Origin of the sequence: Pinisolibacter sp. (assembly GCF_036782435.1) — a bacterium.
In the GTDB taxonomy this organism is placed as follows: Bacteria; Pseudomonadota; Alphaproteobacteria; order Rhizobiales; family Ancalomicrobiaceae; genus CALBKH01.
Genome location: NZ_DAIPZB010000005.1, coordinates 61,657 through 75,904 on the forward strand (window position 1 = coordinate 61,657; position 14,248 = coordinate 75,904).

The following is a 14,248-nucleotide window of genomic DNA, read 5'->3' on the forward strand; positions in this document are numbered from 1 at the left end:
CGATGACCGAATTCCGCATGCCTTCCCTCGGTGCCGACATGGACGCCGGCACGCTGATCGAATGGACGGTGGCGCCGGGCGCACAGGTGAAGCGCGGTGACATCGTCGCGGTGGTCGAGACCCAGAAGGGCGCGATCGAGATCGAAGTGTTCGAGGACGGTGTCTTCGAGCGCCCGCTGGTCGAGATCGGCACCAAGGTGCCGGTCGGCCTGCCGATCGCGATGATCGCAGCCGCCGGTGAGGCGGCGCCACCTTCGCCTGCGGCCGCTCCGCCGGTCGAAGCCGCTCCGCCGGTCGCTGCGGCGCCGGCACCGTCGGCCGCCACCGAGACCGTGTTCGTACCCGAATTGGCCGAGGAGCCGCCTCCCACACCGCCCGCCGCGCCCGTCGCGGCGACGGTGACGTCGGCCCCGCCGGCGATATCGACGCCGATGGAGGGACGCCCGCGCGTCACTCCGGCGGCTCGGCGGCTCGCCGGGACCGCAGGCGTCGATCTCGTCGAGCTCGTCGGCTCGGGACCGGCGGGCGAGATCGTCCTCGCCGACGTCGAGGCGCGGATCGCGGCGAAGCCGGCGACGAAACCCGCCCCGGCTGCGGTACCCACTTCGGCTCCGGCCGCCGGGCGCGGCATCGATCCGGCCGCCATGCGGGCGGCGATCGCTGCGGCGATGGCCCGGTCGAAGCGCGAGATCCCTCACTACTACCTCACCGACACCGTCGACCTGACCCGCGCCGAGGCCTTCGTCACGACACGCAACGCCGGCCTCGAGCCGGCGGATCGCCTGCTCCTCGGCACGTTGTTCGTCGCGGCGGTGGCGCGAGCCGTGAAGAAGTACCCCGAATTCAACGGCCATCTCGTCGACGGCGTCTTCGCCCCGAGCAAGGCCGTCCACGTCGGCGTCGCGGTCAACATCCGCGGCACCGGTCTCGTCGCCCCGGCGATCCACGACACCGACGGGCTCGGGCTCGACGGGCTGATGGCGGCGATGCGCGACCTGGTGGTCCGGGTGCGCGCCGGCCGCTTCCGCGCGTCCGAACTCGCCGATCCGACCATCACCGTGTCGAGCCTCGGCGAGCGCGGCGTAGAGGCGCTCTGGGGCGTCATCTATCCGCCGCAGGTGGCGATCGTCGGCTTCGGAACGCCGATGATGCGGCCGTGGGCGGTCGACGGGATGGTGGGGCCGCGCAAGACCGTCGTGGTGACGCTCGCCGGCGACCACCGGGTCAGCGACGGCCACCGCGGCGCCCTCTTCCTCCACACCATCGTCACTCTGTTGCAGGAACCGGAGGCCCTATGAGCGCGAACGATCCGAGAGCCGTCCTCGTCGAGGAACTGGGCCGTATCGCCCCCGACGTCGACGTCGCCACCATCGACGAGAGCGCCGATCTGCGCGAGGAGTTCGACATCGACTCGATGGATTTCCTCAATCTGGTGACGGCGCTGGCCAAGCGCTTCGCCATCCTCATTCCCGAGGCCGACTACCCGCGGCTCGGCAGCTTCGCCAAGGCGGTCGCCTATCTCGGCGAGAAGGCCGTCGCCGCCTGACGGTGGCCGTGCGCCGGCCGCTTCCGCGCCTTCGGAGACGGGGAGGGGGCGTCGTCGGCCGGCCGAACCGTTTCGGTTGGCCGCATCCGCTCGGATGGCTATAGAAAGAGGGATGTTCCAGAAGGAAGTCCCCTCGATCGTGACGCCGCATTCGCCTCCGAAGCCGGATCGGATCCTCGACCGACCGCCGCTCCCCGAGCTCCGGGGAGCCGGGACCGTGTGGCGTGATCGCCGGCTCGCCGCCTCGCTCGGAACCGCCGATCCTCGCCGCCACGACGGCTCGTACAGGGGCCGGTGATGAGGATCCTCCAGGTCTGCCCCTATGCGATGGAACGGCGCGGCGGTGTGCAGAACCATATCCGCGACATCGCCCGCTGGCTCGCCGCCGAGGGTCACGAGGTGACGATCGTCGCGCCCGGACCGGGGGAAGCGGGCGGCGATCCATCGGTCCTGCCGCTCGGCCGCCATCTGAGCATCGGCCTGTCGGGCACCCGCTTCGAGGTGACCTGGGTCGGCAACCGCGAATTGGCCGAGGCTACGCGACGGCTCGATGCCGCCACGATCGACATCGTCCACGTCCACACGCCCTTCGTGCCGGCCTTGCCCTATCGGGTGTGGCGCGCCTTCGGCCGACCGACCGTCGCCACCTTCCACGCGACGCTGCCGCCGCAGGACCGGCTGTTGCGCTCCGTGCTCGGGCCGGTGGCGCGGAGAATGCGCGACCGCGCGGCGGCGGCGATCGCCGTCTCGCCGAGTGCGGCGGAGCTTCTGAAACCGGAACGGCGTGATCGTCCGATCGACCTGTTGCCGCCGGCGATCGACCTCTCGGCGTGGCGCGCCGCCGGACGGGCGGCGATGGACGCGGCGGTCGGAGCGCCGACCGATCGACCGCCGCAGGTGCTGTTCCTCGGCCGGTTAGAGGCGCGCAAGGGGCTCGGCGTGCTGGTCGAGGCCTGGCCGGAGATCGTGCGGCGCTGCGGCGATACGGCCCCCGAACTGATCATCGCCGGTGGCGGCGAACTCGCGCCGCTCGCCGAAGGGCTGGTGGCGCGCGGGGCCGGGCGGGTGCGCATCGTCGACACGCCCGATGACGCGACGGCGCGGCGGCTGGTGGCCGAGGCCGATCTCTTCGTTTCGCCGGCGCCCTGGGGCGAGAGCTTCGGGCTGGTGCTGATCGAGGCGATGGCGGCGGGCACACCGGTCGTCGCCGCCGCCAATCCGGGCTACGCCGGGGTGCTGACCGGACCGGGCGCGGCATCCCTGGTGCCGCCGGGCGACGCGTCGGCCCTGGCGCGCGTCGTCGCCGGCCTGCTCGCCGATGCGGACCGGCTGCGGGCTCTGCGCGCCTGGGGCTGCGATCACGTCGAGCAGTTCGATGTCGCCGCGGTCGGGCCACGGCTTCTCGACGTCTACCGGCGGGTGACGATGGGGCTGTGAAGGCGCCGCGGTTGCCGAGCGCACGCCTGTCGCGGATCAGTCTTCGGTGCGTCCGAAGGCGAGCGCCACGTTGAGGCCGCCGAAGGCGAAGGAATTGGACAGCGCCACGCCGATCGGTAGTTTCCGCGCCACGTCGGGCGTCGGGTCGATGCCGACCTCCGGGTCGGGCCCGAGATAGTTCAGCGTCGGCGGCACGATTCCATGCTCCAACGCGGCGATGGTGGCGATCGCCTCGATCGCCCCGGAGGCGCCCATGGCGTGGCCGACCATCGACTTGGTCGAGGACACCGCCACCTGCTCGTCGCGATCGCCGAAGACGGCGCGGATCGCTGCGGCTTCGGCGCGGTCGTTGGCGGCGGTGCCGGTGCCGTGGGCGTTGATGTAGTCGATCGCGCTCGCCTCCAGCCCGGCGTCGGCGAGGGCGTTGCGGATGGCGCCGGCCATGCCCACCGGATCCGGCGCGACGAGATCGCCGGCATCGCTGCTCATGCCGCCGCCGAGGTAACGGGCCGCGGGCCGGACGCCGCGCGCGGCGGCTCGGCCGGGGCGCTCCAGCACCAGCATGGCGGCGCCTTCACCGACGATCAGGCCCTTGCGGCCGACCGAGAACGGCCGGCAGGTGTCGCCGGAGACCACCCGGAGCGCGTCCCAGGCGCGCAGGTAGCCCTCCGAGAAGCAGGAATCGGTGCCGCCGACGACCGCGACGTCGACGAGGCCGGCGCGGATCATCGAGGCGCCGACGAGCATCGCATGGGCGGCCGAGGCGCAGGCGCTGGTGACGCCGAAGACCGGCCCGCGAGCGCCGATCTCTCGGGCGATGCGGCTCGCCGGGGCGCTGCCCATGGTCTGCGGGATGGTCAGCGGCGGGATGCGGCTGTCGGTCCGGAAGATGCGGCGGAAGCCGTCGTCGAGAATGTCGATGCCGGCGTTGGCCGTGCCGACGACGACGGCGATGCGGGTCGGGTCGACGGCATCACTCGCAAGGCCGCTCTCCGCCCACGCAGCCCGTGCCGCCACGGTGGCGAACTGGGCGAACCGGTCGAGCATGGAACGGGTGCGGTCGTCGAAATGGGCGGCGGGATCGAAGTCGCGGATCGGCGCGCCGTTGGAGAATCGCAGCGAGAACCCCTCGATGTCGAGGGCACCGATCGCCGATCGCCCCTCGATGATCGCGCGGGCGAACGTCTCCACCGATTGCCCGAGGCTCGACACGATGCCGCGCCCGGTGACGTCCAGCCCCGGAACCTGCATCACGAGGCGCGCTTCTCTTCGGGAATGAAGCCGATCAGGGTGTCGATCAGTTCGCCGACGGTGTCGAACTTGGCGTCGGGCGTCAGGTTGACCTCGATGTCGAACTCTTCCTCGATCGCGAAGACCACGTTGACGACGTCGATGGAATCGATGGCGACATCTTCGCGCCGCGTCTCACGCGTCAAGACCACGGACTTGTCCTGAATTTCCTTCTGGATGAACTCGATGATCCGGCGGTCGAGTGCGGACAGCTGCCCGTCCGATTCTCTGACGGTCGCTGCCGTTGCCGTGTTCGACATGTATCCATCCCTTCGGGCGGCGCGCTCTTCATCGAACCTTCGGGTGATGGTGCGAGTGCGACGCGAAATGCGGGCTCGGAGCCCCCGGCCATGATGACGATCTCGTCGTGCCGCGTATCACGAACCGAACTTGCCGTGAAGGGAAGTTGGTGAAATTCCACATTGTTCATACCTTCGACGACTTCGGGTCGCGAGTCGCTGCCGACGACCCGGTGGCGGTCGGCTGGTGGCGCCGGCATGGCGCTTCGACGCAGCCGCCGGGCTACTGCGAAGATGACCCGGGCCGAGCGACGCGATATAGATGACACACTCGCCCCGGCACGAAGGGCGCTTCGCTCCTGCGTGGCCGGAAGGATGGTCGTCGGCGGAGGAAGACGGACTCGTGCCGAGCCGATCCGACAGATTCACTCGCCGCTTTCGTCCATCGTCCAGGTGATCATGACTTCGACCACATCTTTCGAGGCGTTCGTCAAACGGCGGGCGCGCCTCGCCGGCCAGTTCTTCCTCGAGGGCCTCGGGGAGGCCAACCCGTGGTTCGCGCGTGTCGACGGCCTGCAGGAGGCGGTCGAGGCGCGCGGCCGTCGGTTCGTCAGCTTCGGCAACTACGACTATCTCGGGCTGTCGCACCATCCCGAGGTGCGGTCGGCGGCGGTCGAGGCGGTGCGTGAGCACGGGACCGGCGTCAACGGGTCGCGGCTGGTCGGCGGCGAGCGCAACTTCCATCGCGCCTTCGAGGCGGATCTGGCGGCCTTCGTCGGCACCGAAGCGGCGCTCACCCTGGTCAGCGGCTATCTGACCAATCTGACGCTGATCCCGCATCTGCTCGGCGGCGACGACCTGCTCGTCGTCGACGAATACGCCCACAACAGCATCATGATGGGCGGCCGTTCGACCCGATCGACGGTCAGGAGCTTCCGCCACAACGATCTCGATCACCTCGATCACGTCCTCGGCGAGGCGCGGGCCAACCACCGCAACTGCCTGATCGCGGTCGAGAGCCTCTACAGCATGGACGGCGACCACGTCGAATTGCCCCGCCTGCTCGACATCCGCGACCGCCACGGCGCCTGGGTGATGGTCGACGAGGCGCATTCCTTCGGCGTCATGGGTGCCACCGGGCGCGGCATCTGCGAGCATTACGGCGAGGATCCGAAGCGGATCGACCTGATCATCGGCACCCTGTCGAAGACGCTCGCCTCGTCGGGTGGCTTCGTCCTGTCGCACGGTCTGGCGATCGAACTCCTGCGCTTCACCCTGCCGGGCTTCGTCTACAGCGTCGGCCTGTCGCCGGCGGTCACCGCCGGCGCGCATGCGGCGTTGAAGGCGCTCGTCGACGAGCCGCAGCGCGTCGCCCGCCTGAAGGCCAATTCCGAGATGTTCCTCGCCAAGGCCAAGGCGGCGGGGCTCGACACCGGCATGGCGACCGGCTGCGCCATCGTGCCGGTCCTCTTCTCCGACTTCGCCGTCACGCTGGAGAAGGCCGCGGCGCTGCTGCGCGAGGGCATCTATGCCCCGCCGGTGGTCCAGGTCGGCGTTCCGCAGGATGCGCCGCGGATCCGCTTCTTCTTGTCGGCCGATCACACGGAGGCCGACATCGACGACGCCATCCGCGTACTCGCCGCCCCGACCGGTGCCGGCTGAGGCCGGGACGGGCCGAACTTGCACGGCTCATGCGGCAAGGCGTAGAAACGGCTCGCGAAACGACGGCGAGATCGAACAGGTGGACATCCGACGAGCACCCGAAAGGGGTGCGCCGAGATATGTGCTGACCGCCGATTTCGGCACCGGCGGCGTCAAGGTCGGGGTCGTCGATCGCACGTCCTCGCTCGTCGCCGTGACCGTCGAGCACTATCCGTTGTCGCGCCCCGCGCCGATGTACGCCGAACAGCGGCCGACCGACTGGTGGTCGGCCTTCGTGCGGGCGGTCGGCGATCTGCGTGCCGCCGTGCCCGATCTCGCTGAGGGGCTCGGCGCCATAGCCTTCTCCGCCCAGATGTGCGGCATCGTCTGCGTCGACGCGACCGGTCATCCGCTGCGTCCCGCGATCATCTGGCTCGACAAGCGCGCCGCCGACCTCACCCGTTCGGTGGTCGGCGGCTTTCCGGCGGCCTTCGGCTACAACATCCCCAAGGCGATCGCCTGGCTCCACCTCGCCAACGGCGGACCGCCGCTCAACGGCATGGATCCGCCGAGCAAGATCGCCTGGGTGCGCAAGCACGAGCCGGAGATCTGGGCGGCGACCGCCAAGATCCTCGACGTCCGCGACTGGCTCGTCCACCGCGCCGCCGGCCGCTTCGTCACGACAGCGGATTCGGCCAATCTCACCTGGTTGATGGACACCCGGCCGGGCAGGGAAGGGTGGTCGGAGCGGTTGTGCCGCATGGTCGGCGTCCCGAGCGACCGCCTGCCGGAGATCGTCGACGGCAGCGACGTCGTCGGTGGTCTGACGGCTCAGGCGGCGGCCGAACTCGACCTGCCGGAGGGCGTCCCCGTCGTCGCCGGCTGCGGCGACGTGGCGGCGACCGCGCTCGGCTCCGGCGCGGTGGAGTTCGGCGAGCTGCACGTCTGTGCCGGCACCAGCTCCTGGGTCGGCGGCTTCCTGCCCGATCGCCGCGTCAGCGCCCGCCATTCCTACGCCACGGTAGCGAGCCCGGTCGGCTTCCGGCCGCTGCTCATCGCCACGCAGGAGACCTGCGGCGGTGCCTTCCATTGGCTCAGCGAGGTGCTGGCGGGTCCCGGCGGGCATTTCGACGACGACATCGGCGATTTCCTGGCGAGCGCGGCGCGGCGCGACGTCGACGATCCGCTGTTCCTGCCGTGGCTCGCCGGCGAGCGCTGCCCGATCGACGACCATCGGCTGCGCGGCACCCTGCTCGGTCTGCGCTTCGGCCACGGCCGCGAGACGCTGATCCGCGCCGTGATCGACGGGACCGTGCTCAACCTGCGTTGGGCGCTCCAGGTGGTCGGCCGCGAACGCGGCGTGCGCCACGATCCGCCGCTGCCGCTGGTCGGCGGCGTCGGCCAGAGCCCGGTGTTCGCCCAGACCCTCGCCGACGCCACGGGACGAACGGTGGTGGTGACGACGCCGCGCTTCGCCGGCCTGATCGGAGTCGCGGCGCTCGCCGCGCCGGTCCTCGGGTGGGCGGCGGATCCGCTCGCGGCGATCCGCGGCGCGGTGCGGAAAGAGGCGCAGGAGTATCGGCCCGACCCGCGCGAACGGCGGCTCCTCGATCTGCGTTGGGCGGAATTCTCCTCGGCGCGGCGTTGGGTGGTGCCGTGGTCGCGGCGGCGGTATGCCGGCACGAGTGGTTTCGGAGGTGGCGGGCGATGATCGACGGCCTGTTCAAGACCCACATCGATCCCCTGTGGGAACGCGCGGCGCGGCCGCTGGCGGCGACCGGTGTGACGCCCAATCAGGTGACGCTGATCGGCCTGGTGCTGGTGGCGGTGAACGTCGCCGCATTCTCGTGGCACCGTTCGACGCTGGTGCTCGGCCTCGGCCTGATCGTCGCCTTCGCCTTCGACGCGCTCGACGGCGCGGTGGCGCGGCTCACCGGGCTCTCCAGCCGGCGCGGCGGCTATCTCGACGCCGTCGTCGATCGCTACCAGGAACTGGCGATGATGCTGGCGCTCGGCTGGGCGAGCGGCGCCTGGATGGCGGCGATCATGGGCCTCGCCGGAGCCTACCTCACCAGCTACGCCAAGGCGCGCACCGCCATCGAGATCCCGGTCGACAACGACCGCTGGCCCGATCTCTTCGAGCGCCAGGAGCGGATCCTCTTCCTCTGCGGTCTGATGATTCTCGCCGGGACGGTGTTCCGCTCGATGGAGATCGAGGTCGAGGCGCTCACCGTGGGGATGTGGATCTACGCCGGGCTCACCCAGTTCACCGCCCTGCAACGGGCGCACCGTGCCTGGACCATGCTGAAGCAGGCGGACGAGACCGATCCGCTGCCGAAGCGCGAGCCGCGGTCGGGCGATTCGGCGTGAACGGTCGACGGCCTCGCGCCGCGCCGCCGTGCTCGACCGAGAGACCGGCTCAGGAGGTGGGGTTCGGCACCGCTTCGCCGGACACCGCGGCGGTTTCGCGCGCCACGCCGCGTGACCTGGAGAAGCGCGAAACGTCGACGAAGAACGCCGCCAGATAGGTCAGGAAGACCAGGATCAGAACGGTCTCCAGCTCGACGTAGACGGAGACGATCCACCGGGTGGCCGGGCCGAAATCCATCGACTTGATGCGGAAGAAGACACCGTAGAGAGCGGCCGCGGCGACCACGACATAGCCGGCGCGGGCGCGCCAGCGGGCGGGGAAGAACGCGGTGTCGCCCGCGGCCCGGGCCGGGGCGACGAGCGAATGATAGATGGCGGCGAAGAGGATCGTCGCCGCCTGACCGGCGAAGAAGACGTAGCTGCCGATCATGTGCAGCCGATTCTCGCCGGTGGTGCTGCCGAAGCGATGGTGGGAGAGCATCACCATGCCGACGCAGGCCGCCGTCATGGCGACCCACATCACCGGCCACAGACCTCGCGCGATCCGGTCGCGAGTGACCCCGATCGCCGGCGGACGCGGATGCTCGGCGACGAACATCCACAGGATGACCTGCACCGAGAGCCACAGGATCGCCGCCGCGATGGTGATCCAGAAGGCGAAGGGCTCACCGATCGCCGGATCCGAGATGGCGCGGCTGATGGTCAGATAGACCTTCGGGTCGGCGTCGGGATGGAGGACGTGGAAGGTGACCCGCGCCCACAGGATCGCCGGGACGACGATCACCGGCACCGAGGCGATACCGATGGCGGGGAGCCACGAGAGCCGATCGGCGAACGAGCGAAAGCGGGTCGGGTTCGCGCGGGCATTGGTCATTCGTCGAGAATCCCGGTTTCTCCGTCGAAGGATCGCCGTCGCGGCGGGCCGATCCACGTCCCTCTTCGATTAGAGCAGGGGGGCTATGAAGTCCACCTCTCGCCGTGCCGGCGTGACGAGCCGGACCGGGGGCCGGGCCGAGGATGGCGCCGGCGGCGCGCCCGGGTGACCGCGCCGGCGCGTCGTGTCGACGCAGGCGGAGAAGCGCGGCATCGAAGCGGACGATCTGCCGGCGCACGGGATGGTGGCGGCCGAGCGAGCGATCTATAAGCATGGCGTTCCTCCTCGCTCGGAGACGCCGCATATGGACGCCTGCCCACCGCCGTTCCTCTCGTTGGTCGGCGAGAACCTTCGGACCCGCTGGACCGTCAAGATGTGGACGGCGTGGGGCTACGTCCTCTTCTACCGGCCGCTCAGCCTCGCCATCGCCTGGGGCTTGGCTTTCACCTCACTGTCGCCGACCTCGGTCACGCTGATCGGCGGCCTCTCGATACCGGCGATGGTCGCTGCGGTCGTCCTGCTGCCGGTCGAGGTCGCCATGCCGGTCATCGGTCTGGCGGCCTATCTCGGCGGCCTCTTCGACTGCGTCGACGGCGACCTCGCGCGCATCACCGGCCGCACCTCGCGATTCGGCGGCTACATCGATTTCCAGATCGACGTGGTGCGCTGGGCGGTCTTCTACGTCACGGCCGGCATCGCCGCCGACGAAGCGGCCGGCGACGAGCACACCTGGACGACGGTCGCGGCGACGGCGGCGTGGCTGAAGGTCTTCGCGCGCGGCGCCCGCGACTACCGCATCTCCAAATTGGGTCGCGACCCCGACACGACGGAATCGCGAGGGGTGAACCGGACGTTCGCGGGCGTGATCGTCGCGTTCTTCTCCGGCATCGACGGCAGTCTGCCGATCCTGGTGGTGGCGGGATGGTGGGCCGGCGTCGGCGGGTGGGCGCTGATCGTGCCCCTGGTCCTGTCGATCGCCGACGCGGTCGAGACCCAGTACGCCAACATCGTCCGCTACCGGCGGGCCGATCGAGAAGCCTGAGACGGGGCGGCGTCATGGCCCGTGCGAGCCGTCCGCCCGACCGCGCTCGATGTCCCAGGGGTAGGTGATCTTGACGTTGCTCTCCTCGCCGTCGATCAGGTGGACGCCGACGCCGATGCGGTGGACGAGATCGATGAGGCTCTGGCCGACGAAACCGTCGCGGTCGGCGGCTGCGATCGCGGCGCGCAGCACCTCGGTGGTGTAGACCTGCGGCGTCTGCGTCTTGACCAGGGCGGTGCGATCGACCGAACCGACGACCATGCCGTCGCGGGCGAGGCTGTAGGCGTCTCGGACCTCGACCGGCAGCGCCAGGGCGACGGCGTCGTGACCGGCGGCGGCGTCGGTGACGCGCAGGTAGAGCTCCGGCGAGGCCATCGCCCGGGCGACGTCGTGGATCAACACCTTGGCGGTCACGACCTCGCGCAGCATCAGCGCCACCGTCTCCTGACGGGTCGCGCCGCCGGGCAACACCGTCACCCTGGCCCCCAACAGCTGCTCGCCCTCGACCACGTCCTCGCTGCGCAGCGCCAGGATGATGCGGTTGCCGAGGATCCGGGCGCGCTGCACCGCCTGTTCCATCAGGGTGGCGCCGCCGACCCTGAGAAGCGCTTTCGGCAGTCCGCCCATGCGCTGGCCGGAGCCGGCGCCGAGAAGGATCGTGGTGATGTCGTCGCGGCCGCCGATGTCCATGATGTCGTCGTCACTTTCCGCCGCCGATGTCGGCCTGCGCCCCGCGTTCGCGCCGTTGTCTCCGCGGTCCGGTTCAGCTTCCGCCCGGCATGATGCCACGCGACGGTCTCGTCGCGCATCGGGGAGATTTCCGACGCCCGGTCGCGGATCGCCGCAGCCGTCCGGCGGCCTTCAGGCTCGCCAGTCGCGCGCCGCGACGACGGCGACGAACAGCGGCACCGCCGCGAGCGCGATACCGACCGGGATCCAGGCGGCGGCTTCGGGGGGGATGATTCGCAGCTCGCCGGCGGCGATGAAGACGCGGACCGCGACATGGATCGAATATCCGGCGAGAACACATCCGGCCAAGACAGGCAGGCTCGGCCGTCGGGCGCCGGCGAAGAACGACACGCTCGCCGCCAGTAGCGCCATCGCCAGCGGCATCAGCGTGTTGGCGCGACGGACCTCGAGCCACACGCGGTAGTCGGCGCCGACCAGCATGTCGGTGCCCGAGGCGATGATCTCGCGCAGGTCGTCGTCCGGGACGTATTTCGCCGGAACGCCCATGTAGGTGACGGCGAGGGGGTGCAACGGGATGGTCAGGAGTTCCTCGCCGGTCCGTGTCGAGACCCGCATCGACGAGGGTGAAGCGGGATCGCGGGTCCATCGAATCGCGTCGCGGAAGCGCCAGACGTCGGGCGTGCCGGATGGCTCGGCCCGTGCGGCGCGGATCACCTCGCTCACCCGGCCGAGGTCGTCGAGCCGATAGACGTCGACGTCGACGAGTTCCGCCGGCGGGCCGAATCGAATGTCGGCATGGACGAGACGGTCGGCCGACATGAACCATACCGGCTTCGCCGGCCGATCGCGGACGTAGCGCTCGCCGTAGGCGCCGAGTTTGGCCACCGACTGGGCAAGCACCGCCTCCGGCCGCCACCTGGTCTCGAGCGTGTACTGGAGCGGCGCCAGCACCAGGCCGACCGCCGCGGCGGGGCCGAGCGCTCTCAGCGGGTGGCGTCCGGAGATCCAGTGGATGGCACGGCGGCGGGTCAGGATCGACCACAATTCGAAGGCGAGAATGCCGACGAAGACGGCGATCGGCAGGAGCCGCGTCACCATGTCGATGATCCTGAGACCGAGGTACCAGGCGAGGAGACTGGCCTTCGCCAGAACGCCGCCGCCGGCCGCGGTCGAGGTCACCTGATCGAAATAGCGCGCCAGATCGATCGAGATGGCGACCAACAACAGCACCACCTGAACGGTGACGACGAACAGCAGGTGCCCGCGGAAGTCCTGCCGCGCCATGATGCCGGGCAGGCCGAGCGGGTGGAACAGGCCGACGTGAGGCGGGCGGCGCAGCGCGGCGGGTGTGTGACCGATCACGAGCGCCCCCCGCGCGGCGCCACGATGGCGGGATAGCGCCACACCACCGCGCTGGCGAGGACGGCGAGGAGGATCGCCACCGCGACGCCGCCCTGGAGGAAGCCACCGCCGGTGGTGGCGACGCCGAAGCCGCGCACCATCCGCACCAGGGCGAGATCGATCACCACCATGGCCGCGCCCGCCGCCGGCAGAGCGAAGAAGCGGCGCCGTCCATCGGCGAAGGAGACGGCGATCGCCGCCATGAACACCGCGGCGACCGACAGCCAGGCCCGGGTGACGATCTCGGCGGCGCGCAGGCCGACCGACTTCTCGGCGATGGTCTTCGCGGTTGTGCGGATCAGGTCGGCCAGATCGTGATATTCGGGCTGATCGGGCAGGATCGGCTCGCGCAACGCCTTGTCGAGGTCGATGTCGCGGCTCACCGTACCGAGCCGGAAACCGGAGCCGCCGGCGAGCGTCTCCTCGGTCGTGTCGGTCGCGGGCACCTTCAGCGCCAGATCGGAGACGGTGACGTCGCGCAGCGTCAGATGATAGCGACGTTGTCCGTCGATATCGGTCAGATCGTAATCGGTCGCCGCGACGATCCGCTCGACACCGTCCTGGCGCGGCAGGAAGATCAGCAGCCGGCGGGCCTCGCCGCTCTTCCAACTGGGCGAAACGAAGGTGTAGCCGTTGAGGCTTTCGACCTCGTCGCGCTTCAACCCGTTGCGCACGGCGTCGACGACCATGTCGCGGGCCGCGGTGAGGAACAGCCGGTCGCGCGTGGCGCGTGCGAGCGGGTCGACCCAGCCGGCGACGACGACGACGAGGAGCGCCGCGACGAACCCGAAGCCGAGGAGACTGCGCAGCAGCCCCCACGGGCCGACACCGGCGCCGGCGAGGACGACCGTCTCACCGCCGCCGCGAGCCTCCGTCAGGGCACGGTAGATGCCGATGAGCAGGGCGAGCGGCATCGCCGTGATCAGGATCTCCGGGGCGGTCAAGGTCAGGACCAGGGGAAGGTCGGAGAGCGGCGCGTTGCGCTTGATCAGCGTCTCGACCAGCGTGGTGAGGCGCTCCGCCAGAAAGACGACGAGGACGAGGCCGAGCGTCGCCCCCAGGGCTCCGAGGCAACGTCGGATCAGGTAGAGACCATAGGTCCGCACCATACGTGCGCAGCCTCTCATGGACGGAAGGAACATCGAACGTCGGCCCGGACGAGCCGGACTCGTCCTGGGAAGCGGAATCATATCTGATGGTGGCCATGGTCAAAAGTCTCGCCTCCGACGGTCGTCCGACCCTGCGCTTCGTCTGGTCCCATCCGGCGCACGTCGTCTCGCTGTCCGGCGGCCTCGGTGTGTCGCCGTGGGCGCCGGGAACGGTCGGTGCGGCGGGGGCGGTGCTGCCGGCGTGGCTGCTGCTCGCGCTGCCGTGGCCGTGGCTGGCGGTGATCTTCGCTGCGACATTCTGCCTCGGGATCTGGGCCGCCGATGTCACCGGGCGGGCGCTCGGGATCGACGATCCCGGCTGCGTCGTCTTCGACGAGACCTGGGCGATGGCGCTGGTCTTCCTCGCCATCCCGGCGCATCCGGTGTGGTGGCTCGCCGGCTTCGTCGCCTTTCGCTTCTTCGACATCGTCAAGCCGCAGCCGATTCGCGCCGTGCAGGACAATCTCTCGGGCGGTCTCGGGGTGATGGCCGACGATCTCGCTGCGGCGATCGCCGCGATCGCGGCGATCGATCTCGCGGTCTACGCGGTCGGGCGCTTCTGAGTCGCGG

Annotated in this window: 14 protein-coding genes; 8 read left to right on the forward strand and 6 right to left on the reverse strand. The window is 70.3% G+C overall.

The annotated features are described in order from the left end of the window. The first annotated feature begins 2 nt into the window (after nt 1-2). The 3 genes from V7Q42_RS03415 to V7Q42_RS03425 all read left to right on the forward strand — a co-directional run bounded on the left by V7Q42_RS03415 (nt 3) and on the right by V7Q42_RS03425 (nt 2,983). Nucleotides 3-1,298, forward strand: a complete 1,296-nt coding sequence (locus V7Q42_RS03415) for a dihydrolipoamide acetyltransferase family protein (RefSeq protein ID WP_333822475.1) — start codon at nt 3-5, stop codon at nt 1,296-1,298. Then, on the forward strand, nt 1,295-1,546 hold the full coding sequence (locus V7Q42_RS03420; protein ID WP_333822477.1) for an acyl carrier protein: 252 nt from the start codon (nt 1,295-1,297) through the stop codon (nt 1,544-1,546). Before V7Q42_RS03415 ends, V7Q42_RS03420 begins: the two co-directional genes overlap by 4 nt. Nucleotides 1,547-1,843: 297 nt before the next feature. Further along, nucleotides 1,844-2,983 (forward strand): glycosyltransferase family 4 protein, encoded by a 1,140-nt coding sequence (locus V7Q42_RS03425; RefSeq protein WP_333822478.1) that lies wholly within the window; start codon nt 1,844-1,846, stop codon nt 2,981-2,983. A 36-nt stretch (nt 2,984-3,019) separates the two neighbouring features. On the opposite strand, the gene V7Q42_RS03430 is transcribed toward V7Q42_RS03425, so the two are convergent. Both V7Q42_RS03430 and V7Q42_RS03435 read right to left on the reverse strand, forming a co-directional pair. Further along, nucleotides 3,020-4,234, reverse strand: coding sequence for a beta-ketoacyl-[acyl-carrier-protein] synthase family protein (locus V7Q42_RS03430; RefSeq protein WP_333822544.1), 1,215 nt, complete (start codon nt 4,232-4,234; stop codon nt 3,020-3,022). Beyond that, nucleotides 4,234-4,533 carry an acyl carrier protein gene (locus V7Q42_RS03435; RefSeq protein WP_333822479.1) on the reverse strand — a complete coding sequence of 100 codons (300 nt, stop codon included), beginning with the start codon at nt 4,531-4,533 and terminating at the stop codon, nt 4,234-4,236. Before V7Q42_RS03435 ends, V7Q42_RS03430 begins: the two co-directional genes overlap by 1 nt. A gap of 438 nt (nt 4,534-4,971) precedes the next feature. On the opposite strand from V7Q42_RS03435, the gene V7Q42_RS03440 reads away from it, so the two are divergent. From V7Q42_RS03440 to V7Q42_RS03450, 3 genes are all read left to right on the forward strand, one after another. Next, nucleotides 4,972-6,174 carry an aminotransferase class I/II-fold pyridoxal phosphate-dependent enzyme gene (locus V7Q42_RS03440; protein WP_333822481.1) on the forward strand — a complete coding sequence of 401 codons (1,203 nt, stop codon included), beginning with the start codon at nt 4,972-4,974 and terminating at the stop codon, nt 6,172-6,174. 121 nt (nt 6,175-6,295) lie between these two features. Next, on the forward strand, nt 6,296-7,864 hold the full coding sequence (locus V7Q42_RS03445) for a xylulokinase (protein WP_333822482.1): 1,569 nt from the start codon (nt 6,296-6,298) through the stop codon (nt 7,862-7,864). After that, nucleotides 7,861-8,523: a CDP-alcohol phosphatidyltransferase family protein gene (locus V7Q42_RS03450; protein WP_333822483.1), complete on the forward strand. Its 663-nt coding sequence runs from the start codon at nt 7,861-7,863 to the stop codon at nt 8,521-8,523. Before V7Q42_RS03445 ends, V7Q42_RS03450 begins: the two co-directional genes overlap by 4 nt. 49 nt (nt 8,524-8,572) lie before the next feature. Here the strand turns inward: V7Q42_RS03450 and V7Q42_RS03455 are convergent, their stop codons facing one another. Then, on the reverse strand, nt 8,573-9,397 hold the full coding sequence (locus V7Q42_RS03455; protein WP_333822484.1) for a hypothetical protein: 825 nt from the start codon (nt 9,395-9,397) through the stop codon (nt 8,573-8,575). A gap of 304 nt (nt 9,398-9,701) precedes the next feature. On the opposite strand from V7Q42_RS03455, the gene V7Q42_RS03460 reads away from it, so the two are divergent. Then, complete coding sequence (locus tag V7Q42_RS03460) at nt 9,702-10,439, forward strand: CDP-alcohol phosphatidyltransferase family protein (protein ID WP_333822486.1); 738 nt, start codon at nt 9,702-9,704, stop codon at nt 10,437-10,439. Nucleotides 10,440-10,451: 12 nt separating this feature from the next. Here the strand turns inward: V7Q42_RS03460 and V7Q42_RS03465 are convergent, their stop codons facing one another. From V7Q42_RS03465 to V7Q42_RS03475, 3 genes are all read right to left on the reverse strand, one after another. Further along, nucleotides 10,452-11,129 (reverse strand): IspD/TarI family cytidylyltransferase, encoded by a 678-nt coding sequence (locus V7Q42_RS03465; RefSeq protein ID WP_333822487.1) that lies wholly within the window; start codon nt 11,127-11,129, stop codon nt 10,452-10,454. Between the two features lie 171 nt (nt 11,130-11,300). After that, nucleotides 11,301-12,491, reverse strand: coding sequence for an LptF/LptG family permease (locus V7Q42_RS03470; RefSeq protein WP_333822488.1), 1,191 nt, complete (start codon nt 12,489-12,491; stop codon nt 11,301-11,303). Beyond that, the gene (locus V7Q42_RS03475) at nt 12,488-13,639 is read right to left on the reverse strand and encodes an LptF/LptG family permease (protein WP_333822490.1); all 1,152 of its coding nucleotides are present in this window, start codon (nt 13,637-13,639) and stop codon (nt 12,488-12,490) included. Before V7Q42_RS03475 ends, V7Q42_RS03470 begins: the two co-directional genes overlap by 4 nt. Before the next feature lie 86 nt (nt 13,640-13,725). Here V7Q42_RS03475 and V7Q42_RS03480 point away from each other — a divergent pair, with 86 nt between their 5' ends. Further along, nucleotides 13,726-14,241 carry a phosphatidylglycerophosphatase A family protein gene (locus V7Q42_RS03480; RefSeq protein WP_333822491.1) on the forward strand — a complete coding sequence of 172 codons (516 nt, stop codon included), beginning with the start codon at nt 13,726-13,728 and terminating at the stop codon, nt 14,239-14,241. Nucleotides 14,242-14,248: the final 7 nt, after the last annotated feature.

Excerpts from the sequence above, each read along its gene's own strand:
- V7Q42_RS03455 (WP_333822484.1), bottom strand. The coding sequence starts at position 9,397 with ATGACCAATGCCCGCGCGAACCCGACCCGCTTTCGCTCGTTCGCCGAT.
- V7Q42_RS03435 (WP_333822479.1), bottom strand. The coding sequence starts at position 4,533 with ATGTCGAACACGGCAACGGCAGCGACCGTCAGAGAATCGGACGGGCAG.
- V7Q42_RS03460 (WP_333822486.1), top strand. The coding sequence starts at position 9,702 with ATGGACGCCTGCCCACCGCCGTTCCTCTCGTTGGTCGGCGAGAACCTT.
- V7Q42_RS03430 (WP_333822544.1), bottom strand. The coding sequence starts at position 4,234 with ATGCAGGTTCCGGGGCTGGACGTCACCGGGCGCGGCATCGTGTCGAGC.
- V7Q42_RS03475 (WP_333822490.1), bottom strand. The coding sequence starts at position 13,639 with ATGGTGCGGACCTATGGTCTCTACCTGATCCGACGTTGCCTCGGAGCC.
- V7Q42_RS03425 (WP_333822478.1), top strand. The coding sequence starts at position 1,844 with ATGAGGATCCTCCAGGTCTGCCCCTATGCGATGGAACGGCGCGGCGGT.
- V7Q42_RS03465 (WP_333822487.1), bottom strand. The coding sequence starts at position 11,129 with ATGGACATCGGCGGCCGCGACGACATCACCACGATCCTTCTCGGCGCC.
- V7Q42_RS03480 (WP_333822491.1), top strand. The coding sequence starts at position 13,726 with ATGGTGGCCATGGTCAAAAGTCTCGCCTCCGACGGTCGTCCGACCCTG.
- V7Q42_RS03415 (WP_333822475.1), top strand. The coding sequence starts at position 3 with ATGACCGAATTCCGCATGCCTTCCCTCGGTGCCGACATGGACGCCGGC.
- V7Q42_RS03420 (WP_333822477.1), top strand. The coding sequence starts at position 1,295 with ATGAGCGCGAACGATCCGAGAGCCGTCCTCGTCGAGGAACTGGGCCGT.
- V7Q42_RS03440 (WP_333822481.1), top strand. The coding sequence starts at position 4,972 with ATGACTTCGACCACATCTTTCGAGGCGTTCGTCAAACGGCGGGCGCGC.
- V7Q42_RS03450 (WP_333822483.1), top strand. The coding sequence starts at position 7,861 with ATGATCGACGGCCTGTTCAAGACCCACATCGATCCCCTGTGGGAACGC.